Here is a 9,655-nt window from a genome sequence, read left to right as displayed (position 1 = left end):
GGTGAACGGCATCGGGCCGATTACTGCGCGCACGGACGGCGAGTTCGAGTGCAAACACGGCGATACCGTCTTCATCACGCCGGATGACACCAAGATCCACAGGTTCGATGAAAAGGGTAAGGCGATATGACGGGAAGACTGGAAGGCAAATCCGCGCTGATAACAGGTTCGGCGCGCGGCATTGGCCGTGCCTTTGCCGAAGCCTATATACGCGAGGGGGCAACCGTCGCCATTGCCGATATCGATTTCGAGCGCGCCAGCAAGACCGCCCGCGAGATCGGCGAGAATGCCTATGCCGTCGAACTCGACGTGACCAAGCAGCATTCCATCGACACCGCTATCCGCACGGTGGAGGGCCAGACCGGTGGGCTCGATATCCTCATCAACAATGCCGCGCTTTTCGACCTCGCGCCGATTGTCGAGATCAAACGCGAGAGCTACGAAAGACTGTTTTCGATCAACGTGTCCGGCACGCTGTTCATGATGCAGGCCGCTGCAAAAACAATGATCGCTCGGGGAAAAGGCGGCAAGATCATCAACATGGCAAGCCAGGCGGGCCGGCGCGGCGAGGCCTTGGTGGCGGTTTATTGCGCCACCAAGGCCGCCGTCATCAGCCTCACCCAATCGGCGGGGCTCGATCTCATCAGGCACGGCATCAACGTCAATGCGATTGCGCCGGGCGTGGTCGATGGCGAGCACTGGGACGGCGTGGATGCGCTGTTTGCGAAATATGAAAACCGCCCCGCCGGTGAAAAGAAGCGGCTGGTTGGGGAGGCAGTACCCTTCGGCCGCATGGGCCGTGCCGAAGACCTGACCGGCATGGCGATCTTCCTTGCCTCCGATGAGGCCGAATACATCGTCGCCCAGACCTATAATGTCGATGGCGGCAACTGGATGAGCTGAGTATCGGGCGCCTGTCGCCCGGCCTTGGCACGAACAACGTTTCCCCTTCGAGGATCGTGACATGACATGCAAACTCTCCCTCGCAACGCTTGACGACGCCAGAAAAACCGCGGCTGTTCCGGCCTATTCCCGGGCCGATCTTTCCGCCGGCATCGTGCATTTCGGCGTCGGCAATTTCCACCGCGCCCATCAGGCGGTTTATCTGGATGACTTGTTCAACACAGGTGCGGACCATGACTTCGCCATCATCGGCGCGGGCGTTCTGCCGTCCGATGCGGTGATGCGCGAAAAGCTTGCCGCGCAGGATTTCCTGACGACGGTGGTGGAGCAGGACAATAACCGCACCGGCGCGCGCGTCACCGGGCCGATGATCGACATTCTGAAGGTCGGTGACACGAAGGCCATCATCGATACGCTCGCCGATCCGAAAATCCGCATCGTTTCCATGACGATTACCGAGGGCGGTTATTTCATCGATGCTTCCGGTTCCTTCAATCCGCAGCATCCGGCCATTGCCGAGGACGGCAGGAACCCGGCTTCGCCGAAAACCGTGTTCGGCCTCATCGTCGCCGGGCTGAAGGCGCGGCGCGACAAGGGGCTGCAACCCTTCACCGTTATGTCCTGCGACAACATTCCGCATAATGGCAAGGTCACGAAAAATGCCGTTGTCGGGCTGGCGGCCCTGTCCGATCCGGCCTTCGCCAACTGGATCGGCGAAAATGTCGCTTTCCCCAATTCCATGGTCGACCGCATTACGCCCGCGACAGGCGAGCGCGAACGCAATATCGCCCGCGACGATTTCGGCATTGAGGACAACTGGCCGGTCTTCTGCGAGGAGTTCAAGCAATGGGTTATGGAGGATAATTTCCCCGCCGGCCGCCCTGCGCTGGAAAAGGCGGGCGTGCAGTTCGTCAAGGATGTCGCGCCCTATGAGCACATGAAAATCCGCATCCTCAATGGCGGCCACGCGGCAATCGCCTATCCGGCGGCCCTTCTTGATATTCATTTTGTGCATGAAGCCATGGAACATCCGCTGATCCGGGCATTTCTGGCAAAGCTTGAAAATGACGAGATCATTCCGGTCATTCCGCCGGTTCCCGATACGAATCTTGCCGATTATTTCGCGCTGATCGAGCGGCGTTTCCTCAATCCGAAGATCGGCGACACCATTCCGCGTCTGGCGCAGGACGGTTCCAACCGCCAGCCGAAATTCATTCTGCCCTCCACCGCCGACCGCCTGGCGCGCGGCGAGGATATCGTCGGCCTTTCGCTGGTTTCGGCGCTGTGGTGCCGTTATTTCCAGGGCACCTCCGACAGCGGCAAGGAAATCACCTTCAACGACGCCAGCGCCGAGCGGCTTCAGGCGGCTGCCATCAAGGCCAAGGACGATCCGATGGCCTTCCTCGCGCTTGAAGACATCTTCGGAACGGTTGCCGAATCGGAGCTTTTCCGTAAACGCTTTGCCCATGCATTGAAGACGCTGTGGCAAGAAGGCACGGCGAAGACGTTGCAGCTTTATCTGGATGACAAGCTGGCTGAAAAGTGACCATGAGATGGAAGACGAGACCGGGCCCCTTTTGATTTTCGATTGCGACGGCGTTCTCGTCGATAGCGAGCCGGTCTCCATCTCCGTTCTTCTCGACATGCTCTCCCATCTCGGCGTGACGATGGGAGAGGAGGAAGCCTATGAGCGCTTCCTCGGCCGCAGCGTCGCCAGCATGACGGCGACGCTGTTTGAGGATTACGGTGTCGAAACCGACATCGATTTTCTCGACCATATGCGGGCGACGCTGTTTGAGCGTTTCCGCACCGAGCTTCGGCCGATTGACGGCATTGGCGAAACGCTGGACAGGCTCCTGCCGCTGCGGCGCTGCGTCGCTTCCTCAAGCCAGCCGGAACGCATCCGTTATTCGCTGGGGTTGACCGGCCTGATCGACAAATTCGAACCGCATGTCTTCAGCGCCACCATGGTGAAGAACGGCAAACCGGCGCCCGATCTTTTCCTTCATGCGGCGCGCGAAATGGGCGTCGATCCGCGTCACTGCATCGTGATCGAGGACAGCCCGGCCGGCATTGCCGCCGCAAAGGCGGCCGGCATGGGCGTTTTTGCCTTTACCGGCGGTTCGCATGCGCGCTTTCCCGCATTCCGTGAAAAGATCGCCGGGCTTGGTGCGGATGCGGTGTTTGACGCGATGCCGGATTTGGTCCAACTTGTCGGCAGCTGGAGCATGTCTCCCAAAAGTGTGAGCGGTTTTGGGAAATAGACATGCGAAAAAACAAAAAAGCTTTAAGTGGGAAGGGCGGTTTTGACGGCCAAATGGAACGTGATGCGGGCTGAAGCAGATTTTGCCTGCCGCCGTCGCCGGGTCGTTGCGCAAGGGATGGAATTGCAGTCTTGATGCGTCAAAATCTCGTCGCTGTCGATGTCGGCACCGCCAGCGCCCGGGCCGGCATTTTCGATCCGGCCGGCCGGCTGCTTGCCCGCTCCACCCATCCGATCCTGATGCAGAGGCCGCAGGAAAACCACGCCGAACACGATTCCACCGACATATGGAAGGCGGTCTGCATCGTGGTGAGGGCGGCGCTTGCCGAGGCCGGTGTTTCGCCGCAAAGCATTGCCGCCATCGGTTTCGACGCCACCTGCTCGCTGGTCATCCGCGATGGGCGGGGTGAGCCGGTTTCGGTTTCCGTTACCGGGGAGGACCGGTTCGACACTATCGTCTGGCTCGATCACCGGGCGATATCGGAGGCCGATAGCCTGACGGCATCCGGCCACCGGGTGCTGGATTTTGCCGGCAACAGCGTCTCGCCGGAAATGCAGATGCCGAAGCTGATGTGGCTTAAGACGCATATGCCGGCAAGCTGGTCGCGCATGTCCTTCGCTTTCGATCTGGCGGATTTCCTGACGTGGAAGGCGACCGGTTCAGCGCAGCGTTCAAATTGCACGCAGACGGCGAAGTGGAATTTTCTGGCGCAGGAAAATCCCGGCTGGCAGGCGGATTATCTGGAACTGGCGGGTCTTGCCGATTTGAGGGAGCGGGCAGGGCTGCCGGAGACCACGGTAATGCCGGGGGAAAGCATCGGCCCGCTTTCGCCCGAAGCTGCTGCCGAGCTGGGTCTCGATACCGGCTGCCAGGTGGCGGCGGGCATGATCGACGCCTATGCCGGCGCGCTCGGTGCGCTGGGCGGCTGCCTGTCTGCGGATGTGGGCCGGCATGTGGCGCTGATCGCCGGTACATCGAGCTGCCTTGTCGCCATGTCGGAACGGCAGATGCCCGGCCACAGCCTCTGGGGGCCCTATTGGCAGGCGATCCTGCCGGGTCACTGGCTGGTGGAGGGCGGGCAATCGGCCACCGGCGCGCTGCTCGACCATATTGTACGCATGCACGCGGCTGGCGGTGAGCCGGATACGGCGCTGCATGCCCGCATCGTTGCGCGGGTAACGGAATTGCGCGCGCTTGAGGGCGAGGCCTTCGCCGAGCGGCTGCATGTGCTGCCGGACTTCCACGGCAACCGCTCGCCGCTTGCCGACCCGCATGCCGTCGGTGTCATCAGCGGACTGACTTTGGATACGTCTTTCGACAGTCTTTGCCGTCTTTATTGGCGCACGGCCGTCGCCATTGCGCTTGGCGCCCGCCATGTGCTCGATGCGATGGAGCGTTTCGGTTATGCTGTGGAAAGCCTGCACGTTACCGGCGGGCACGTGAAGAACCCGCTGCTGATGGAGCTTTATGCCGATGTGACGGGCAAGCGCATCGTCGTTCCCGCCACCGCCGATGCGGTGCTGCTCGGCACGGCGATGACGGCGTCGACGGCCGGCGGGGTGCATGCGAACCTTGCCGCAGCAGGGGCCGCCATGTATCCGGGCAATGCAGAAATATCAGGCAATCCGGCGCGTGGCCCCCGTTATGAGCGGGATTACCGCCGTTTTCTCGCCATGTACCGCCATCGTCAGGAACTGGAAAGCCTTTGACTTTCTAGAGTGTAATGACTGGCTTTAACGGCCGCCGCTCATTTCTTCTCCCCGCCGGGGAGAAGGTGGCCCGAAAGGCCGGATGAGGGGGAACGCCAGCGATAGAACGCACTCTAGCCCCTTCATCCCGCTGCCGCGACCTTCTCCCCGACGAGGAGAAAAAACGAGCGGTAACCACTCGATCCCTCGGCCCCGTATTGCCGCCAAACGCAATTAGCTGCGCAGCGAGCGTTTCAGGGCCGTGAGGTTCTTTGCCCTTGCCCTGCCGCTGTCATCGGCGCTGGCGCCAAGAGCACAAAGGGTAAATTCCAGCAGGGAGACCAGTTGCAGCAGGCCCTGGCCGCCATTCTGCGCCTGCGGCATGGCAAGGCAGAGATCGGCGCTTTCTGGTCCCCATTCATAAAAGCGTGTGGTGATCAGCAATGTCCTGTAGCCGCTCTTGCGCGCCATTGCCGACAGGCGTTGCAGGGGCGACAGGGCGCCGCCGCAATCCATGATGACGAGCAGCGTCTGCACGGGGTCGAAATCCCACAGGGCGACATAGGCCGCGCTGTCGCTGCCGAGATAATGGATATGGCCCCGGCTCTCCAGAAGCCGCCCGTAAAAATGCCGCCCGGCGTCGAGACCTTCCGGAGAGGTTGCCAGAAAAACATTGCCCGCCGTGGCGATCTCGTTCATGGCGACCCGCCAGATCGATTGGGTGGTCATGTCGAAAGCGGTCTGGATCGCCTGAATTTGCTGGGACAGAAGCTGTGAAAACGGGTTGGAATGGCGTTCGCCGCCCTCGGCCATGGCGGGTTGGTCGGCGCCGGCCGTTTCTTCGGCATGGCGCAGATCGGCGCGGATGTCACTGAATTGCCGGTATCCCAGCGAACGCAGGAAACGGCCGACCGTCATCGGACTGAGGCTGAGCTTGGCGGCGAGCGTCTGTGCCGTCTCGAACGGCAATTCGTCCAGATGTTCGATCAGATATTTGGCGATCTTGCGCTCTGAAGGGGTGCCTGCCTTCATGGCGCGCGTAAGGTTCAACAGCAGCTTTTCCACCAACGCCTCATTCTTTTATCTTTATTGAACGATGATGCATGCGCGCGCGCAAACGAGCGTGCGAACCGCAATTTGACGGTGGGGGATAGCTTTTCCGGCCTTGTCCTCCACCGGACCGGAATGCGAAATATAATAGGTATATTATTATATTTTAGAGATACCTTTTATTCAAGAGAAATTCCATCTGCGGTTTAAATCCAGCCATTTGGCATATTTCCGCCCGTCTTGCAGAGCGGGCGGGCAGCACTTATCTCTCGTCTGGTAAGTGTGTTTCAACGCGAAAGGCGTCGAGGAGTTCCGGATGATTTTTGATGCGGCGAGGCTTGCCTTCCACAATCTCTTTGCCGCCGAAACCCGGTCGGTCTTCTGGAAGGTTCTGGGGCTCACGCTTCTCGTGCTTGCCGCGCTGTGGTTCGCTATCCGCTCGATTTTCATTTATTTCGCCCTGCCGTGGGTGGATACGCTGATCCCCGGCGTGCCGGACTGGGCGGGCTGGTTGACCTTCGTTTTCGCCATTTTCGCCGGCATCGGGCTGGCGCTGGCGCTCGCGCTGCTCATTTCGCCGGTCACCGCCGTCATTGCCGGCCTGTTTCTCGACGATGTCGCCGAAGTGGTTGAGAAAAAGAGCTATCCGAACGATCCGCCGGGCAAGGCGATGCCGGTCGGCGAGGCCGTTCTGTCGTCCATCAAGTTCTTCGGTGTCGTCATTGCCGGCAACATTGTCGCGCTGTTGCTGCTTCTGGTGCCGGGTATCAATCTCATCGCGTTTTTTCTGGTGAACGGCTATCTGCTCGGCCGGGAATTCTTCGAATTCGCGGCGATGCGTTTCCGCTCGCCCGCCGAAGCGAGGTTGTTCCGCTCAAAACACCGCACCACCGTTTTCATGGCCGGGCTGGTGATAGCGGCCTTCCTGGCGGTGCCGTTCCTCAACCTGTTGACGCCGCTTTTTGCCGCCTCGATGATGGTGCATCTGCACAAGGCCGTCAGCCGGCGCGATCCCTCATTCGCTAGCGGCCGCACCGAACAACTGCGCGGGTAATTCCACCAGCGGCGCTGGAATATCGAAGGTCTTTTCCGGCGATTTGCAGATATCGGCAATCACGCAGCGTTCGCATTCCGGCTTGCGCGCCTTGCAGCAATAACGCCCGTGCAGGATCAGCCAGTGATGGGCATGGAACAGATATTGTTCGGGAATGATGCGGATCAGCCGGTCTTCAACCTCGTCAGGGGTTTTGCCCGGCGCAAGACAGAGCCGGTTGGCAATGCGGAAGACGTGTGTATCCACCGCAAGCGTGGGCACGCCGAAGGCCATGGACATCACCACATTGGCCGTCTTGCGGCCCACACCCGGCAGGGTCACCAGTTCCTCGCGGGTTTTCGGCACCTCGCCGCCGAAATTGTCGATCAGCATCTGCGACAGGGCAATGACGTTTTTCGCCTTGTTGCGGTAAAGCCCGATGGTCTTGATATAACCGATCAGTTCTTCCTCGCCGAGCGCCAGCATCTTTTCCGGCGTATCGGCCACCTTGAACAGCGCGCGCGTGGCCCGGTTCACGCCCACATCGGTCGCCTGTGCGGAAAGCGCCACGGCCACCAGCAGGGTGAAGGGATTGGTATGTTCCAGCTCGCCTTTCGGCTCCGGTCGCTGAATGGAAAAGCGCCGGAAGATTTCGGTAAGCTCGTCCTTCGAATAGGCCGTTTTCACCCGCGCCGGCTTGCGCGCGGATGCCGGATTTGACTTTTTCAATGTTTGGGTGCTGGATCGTTTTTTGGCGACTGTCATGGACTATCTATAGCCAGCCCGCCTTGAGGAAAGCAACGTGGATACGCTCAACGACCAGCCGATTTTCGCGGCGGAACTCGTTCCGCACCGTTCGCTTGGCAGAAGGGGTTTCCGGCTGCTCCTGCTTTTCTCCGGCCTGGCCTGCCTTGTCTATGGCGGCTTCTTCCTCGCCACCGGGGCATGGCCGGTCGGCCTGTTCTTCGGGCTGGATTTCCTGCTGCTTTATGCCGCCTTCCGCGCCAATTACCGGGCGGCGAAGGCGCGGGAAGAGGTCAGCGTCTCGCGCACCAGCCTGTCGATCCGCAAATTTTCTCCCGCCGGGCGGATGGTGGAGCATCGCTTCAATCCCTTCTGGGCGCGCTTCAGGGTGAGGCGGCATGACGAGATCGGCATCGTCTCCATGCATGTGACGGGTGAAGGCCGGGCGACCGATATCGGTTCGTTTCTCAATCCGGATGACCGGGAAAGTTTCGCGAAAGCGTTTGGTGGCGCGCTGGCGACTGTGCGGCGGCGGATGTAAGAGGATAATCCAGCTCTCCCTCCGTCATTCCGGCCCTGAGCCGGAATCCAGCCGACGCGCGTCCGCGCGGCGGAAAAGACTCCTTTCAGCCCAAGGACTTGGGCTGGCTGGATACCGGCTCGAGGCCGGTATGACGGTAGAAATGGAGCAGGGCGCAAGAAACGGGTGGAGACGCAGTCGCTTTAATGGTTTTCTCTTACCCGTTAGGAGATTTGCGATGAACGCCAATATTACGCTGAACGAAGACATCACCCCCATCGGAACGGATTACGACACGGTGCGCGGGGTTATCGAGCTTTTGACGCTGGATTATCGCGAGCAGCCCTCCCTCGAAGCCATTGCCGCAGAGCTTGGCCAGTCGCCGACGCAATTGCAGAAGACCTTCACCCGCTGGGCCGGCCTTTCGCCCAAGGCATTCCTGCAGGCCGTAACGCTCGATCATGCCAAGCGGCTGTTGCGCGAAGAGGATTTACCGCTGCTGGAAACTTCCATCGAGGTCGGTATGTCTGGCCCCGGACGCCTGCACGATCTGTTCGTCACCCATGAGGCCATGTCGCCCGGCGAATGGAAGGCCAAGGGCGGCGGGCTGACGATCCGTTACGGTTTCCACACCTCGCCCTTCGGTCTTGCGCTGGTCATGGTGACCGATCGTGGCCTTGCCGGCTGCGCCTTCGCCGATCCGGGCGAGGAAAGGGCCTGTTTCGAGGACATGGCCGGCCGCTGGCCGAATGCGGAATATTCCGAGGATCGCGAAGCGACGGCACCCTACGCCGCCCGCATCTTCGATCCATCCATGTGGTCGGCGGACAGGCCGCTGCGCGTCGTGCTGCTCGGCACGGATTTTCAGGTGCGGGTCTGGGAAAGCCTCCTGAAAATCCCGATGGGCCGCGCGGTTACCTATTCGCACATCGCCTGCGATATCGGCCAGCCCACCGCGTCGCGTGCGGTTGGTGCTGCGGTCGGGGCAAACCCGGTGTCCTTCGTGGTTCCCTGTCATCGCGCTGTCGGTAAAAGTGGGGCTCTGACGGGCTATCACTGGGGCCTGACCCGCAAGCGGGCGATGCTCGGCTGGGAAACGGGGAAGGTGTGAGTTTGGTCGACCGTTCCAGCCTCGCAACAAAACGCACCAACGAAGATGCGCTGCCGCGTGGGCTTTCTCCGGCATGGCATGAGAAATGGAGGAGCGGCGTGAGGGCAGGGTTGGCAGAGGCCGCTGCCGGAGAGTTCGTTACTGCAGAAGAGATCGGCGTTGTGTTGAGCAAATATGCCAAGGCATGAAATGCCCGGAGTTCTCGCGTATCGTCATCCTCGGCCCTGTGCCGAGGATCTACTCACGTCGAATAAAATCAATCGGTTGCAGATCCTCGGGACAAGCCCACTACTGTCCGGTTTAAATTTGCGGCCATTGGAAGGCCATCTGGTTTTGGTTTGT

At 60.5% G+C, this 9,655-nt stretch carries 10 protein-coding genes and 1 pseudogene; 9 read left to right on the top strand and 2 right to left on the bottom strand.

Features of this window, described 5'->3' with window-relative positions; translation table 11 throughout:
• The 5 genes and pseudogenes from BTE54_RS25245 to BTE54_RS09195 form a co-directional block, all read left to right on the top strand.
• Positions 1-130, top strand: a pseudogene (locus BTE54_RS25245) (sugar ABC transporter ATP-binding protein); the annotation flags it as partial.
• A complete protein-coding gene (locus tag BTE54_RS09210; protein WP_020811195.1) occupies positions 127-903 on the top strand; it encodes an L-iditol 2-dehydrogenase in 777 nt (258 codons plus the stop codon). The pseudogene BTE54_RS25245 and the gene BTE54_RS09210, both read left to right, overlap by 4 nt.
• A 61-nt stretch (positions 904-964) precedes the next feature.
• Positions 965-2,449, top strand: coding sequence for a mannitol dehydrogenase family protein (locus tag BTE54_RS09205; protein ID WP_078052244.1), 1,485 nt, complete (start codon positions 965-967; stop codon positions 2,447-2,449).
• A gap of 7 nt (positions 2,450-2,456) precedes the next feature.
• Positions 2,457-3,167: an HAD family hydrolase gene (locus tag BTE54_RS09200; protein WP_065656339.1), complete on the top strand. Its 711-nt coding sequence runs from the start codon at positions 2,457-2,459 to the stop codon at positions 3,165-3,167.
• 134 nt (positions 3,168-3,301) lie between these two features.
• Entirely contained in the window at positions 3,302-4,876 is a 1,575-nt protein-coding gene (locus tag BTE54_RS09195; protein ID WP_198939111.1) for an FGGY-family carbohydrate kinase, read from the top strand.
• 213 nt (positions 4,877-5,089) lie between these two features.
• On the opposite strand, the gene BTE54_RS09190 is transcribed toward BTE54_RS09195, so the two are convergent.
• Complete coding sequence (locus BTE54_RS09190) at positions 5,090-5,923, bottom strand: MurR/RpiR family transcriptional regulator (RefSeq protein WP_078052242.1); 834 nt, start codon at positions 5,921-5,923, stop codon at positions 5,090-5,092.
• Between the two features lie 298 nt (positions 5,924-6,221).
• Here BTE54_RS09190 and BTE54_RS09185 point away from each other — a divergent pair, with 298 nt between their 5' ends.
• Positions 6,222-6,959: a sulfate transporter family protein gene (locus tag BTE54_RS09185; RefSeq protein WP_003523128.1), complete on the top strand. Its 738-nt coding sequence runs from the start codon at positions 6,222-6,224 to the stop codon at positions 6,957-6,959.
• Here the strand turns inward: BTE54_RS09185 and nth are convergent.
• A complete protein-coding gene (nth, locus tag BTE54_RS09180) occupies positions 6,921-7,703 on the bottom strand; it encodes an endonuclease III (protein ID WP_035239600.1) in 783 nt (260 codons plus the stop codon). The genes BTE54_RS09185 and nth overlap by 39 nt on opposite strands.
• A gap of 37 nt (positions 7,704-7,740) precedes the next feature.
• On the opposite strand from nth, the gene BTE54_RS09175 reads away from it, so the two are divergent.
• From BTE54_RS09175 to BTE54_RS09165, 3 genes are all read left to right on the top strand, one after another.
• Positions 7,741-8,223, top strand: a complete 483-nt coding sequence (locus tag BTE54_RS09175) for a DUF2244 domain-containing protein (RefSeq protein WP_003523126.1) — start codon at positions 7,741-7,743, stop codon at positions 8,221-8,223.
• 217 nt (positions 8,224-8,440) lie between these two features.
• The gene (locus BTE54_RS09170; RefSeq protein WP_078052241.1) at positions 8,441-9,313 is read left to right on the top strand and encodes a bifunctional helix-turn-helix domain-containing protein/methylated-DNA--[protein]-cysteine S-methyltransferase; all 873 of its coding nucleotides are present in this window, start codon (positions 8,441-8,443) and stop codon (positions 9,311-9,313) included.
• Complete coding sequence (locus BTE54_RS09165) at positions 9,310-9,501, top strand: transcriptional regulator (protein WP_245316572.1); 192 nt, start codon at positions 9,310-9,312, stop codon at positions 9,499-9,501. The genes BTE54_RS09170 and BTE54_RS09165 overlap by 4 nt, the downstream gene beginning before the upstream one ends.
• Positions 9,502-9,655 lie beyond the last annotated feature (154 nt).

This window comes from Agrobacterium sp. YIC 4121 (assembly GCF_002008205.1).
GTDB classification, from domain to species: Bacteria; Pseudomonadota; Alphaproteobacteria; order Rhizobiales; family Rhizobiaceae; genus Agrobacterium; species Agrobacterium leguminum.
This window is presented reverse-complemented; position numbering and strand designations above follow the sequence as displayed.

Bases quoted from the DNA above. Each gene is read 5' to 3' on its own strand.
- BTE54_RS09210 (WP_020811195.1), top strand. From the start codon at position 127: ATGACGGGAAGACTGGAAGGCAAATCCGCGCTGATAACAGGTTCGGCG.
- BTE54_RS09205 (WP_078052244.1), top strand. From the start codon at position 965: ATGACATGCAAACTCTCCCTCGCAACGCTTGACGACGCCAGAAAAACC.
- BTE54_RS09200 (WP_065656339.1), top strand. From the start codon at position 2,457: ATGGAAGACGAGACCGGGCCCCTTTTGATTTTCGATTGCGACGGCGTT.
- BTE54_RS09195 (WP_198939111.1), top strand. From the start codon at position 3,302: ATGCGTCAAAATCTCGTCGCTGTCGATGTCGGCACCGCCAGCGCCCGG.
- BTE54_RS09185 (WP_003523128.1), top strand. From the start codon at position 6,222: ATGATTTTTGATGCGGCGAGGCTTGCCTTCCACAATCTCTTTGCCGCC.
- nth (WP_035239600.1), bottom strand. From the start codon at position 7,703: ATGACAGTCGCCAAAAAACGATCCAGCACCCAAACATTGAAAAAGTCA.
- BTE54_RS09170 (WP_078052241.1), top strand. From the start codon at position 8,441: ATGAACGCCAATATTACGCTGAACGAAGACATCACCCCCATCGGAACG.